This is a genomic window from Aestuariicoccus sp. MJ-SS9 (assembly GCF_032586235.1).
Taxonomy (GTDB): Bacteria; Pseudomonadota; Alphaproteobacteria; order Rhodobacterales; family Rhodobacteraceae; genus Aestuariicoccus.
In genome coordinates, this window is sequence record NZ_JAWHTD010000123.1 from 1 (window position 1) to 1,086 (window position 1,086).

Below are 1,086 nucleotides of genomic sequence, written 5' to 3' on the forward strand. Positions count from 1 at the left end.
CTGCAGGCCAAAGCCAACAAAATAAGACATTTCTCACATAAATTCAGAGCGTTGGGCGTTGTTCAGACCCGACTACTGACGGCTCCAGCGCCGCTGCGACGGTCCCGGACGGCCATGACCGCCGGGCGAGCGCCCGCGCGGGCCAAGCCCGGCGGACTGTTAAGGTCAACTGACAACCCCAAGTGGCAGCGCGACTTTTCGGCCCACGCGCGCAGACGTCCTGATCCCGTGGTTTGGCAAAGGGCGCGCGCGCGGGTTCCGGGGAGTGAAAATCTTGACCGGAATCGTAATCACAGCTAACATATCAACGTATTTGAAATTTTTTCCGAGCTTGAAGCTGTGGATACATTCCTGAAACAGGCGATTGTTCTGGCATTCATGGCAGCGGGCGGCGCAAGCGCGGCGGACTGCACCATGGACAAGGCGACAGGTCACATCGGGAAGGTCGAAGTCGCCGGCGGCGGCGCGATCGAATTTGCGCTCCATGCGTTGAGCGGCGCGGGCGATGCCGCCGAAGATCAGGCGCAATACGCCCATTTCCTGGCCAACGGCCTGCCCCGCGCCCTTGCCGAAGCCGCTGCTGCGGCGGACCCTTTCGAAGAAGTGAACGTCACCAGGCTTTTCCGCGAGAACGGACCAGAGCTGATCTTCCCCCAAGCACCGGGCCGCTGCGCCAACGATCAGAACTGCATCGGAGGCACGCCGGACCTTTACTTCGTCATCCCGATTACGGTCGGAGACACCACGCTGCCGCTTTTCCTGACGGCCCGCGGCCAGATCGAATACGCCTTCGTGCCCCGCGAAGGCGATCTTCCCGAACGTCAGTACCGCCCGGTCGAACCGCTGCGCGATCCGCATTGGGCGGCCGTCGTGTCATCCGGCACCACGCAAAGTCTATTCCTGGCTTTTCCGAACGACCCTTCCGTAACGATTGACCGCACTGCCCGCGCCCGTGTCGCGGAGTCCATTTCCAAATGCCTTTCTGCGCTGAATTGAGGACAAGAACATGGCTAGTCACCTGAATCTGAAGTTCTTGCCAATGATTTCTGGCAAAAGCGTTGGACGGAGGTGAGGATCTCGTCGGCG

1 protein-coding gene is annotated in these 1,086 nt (G+C 60.7%); it reads left to right on the plus strand.

Features of this window, described 5'->3' with window-relative positions; genetic code table 11:
* Positions 1 to 414 precede the first annotated feature (414 nt).
* Positions 415 to 996, plus strand: a complete 582-nt coding sequence (locus RXV88_RS23545) for a hypothetical protein (RefSeq protein ID WP_316296174.1) — start codon at positions 415 to 417, stop codon at positions 994 to 996.
* Positions 997 to 1,086 lie beyond the last annotated feature (90 nt).

What these genes read in the sequence shown, in the direction of transcription:
- RXV88_RS23545 (WP_316296174.1), top strand. Translation starts at nt 415, where the DNA reads ATGGACAAGGCGACAGGTCACATCGGGAAGGTCGAAGTCGCCGGCGGC.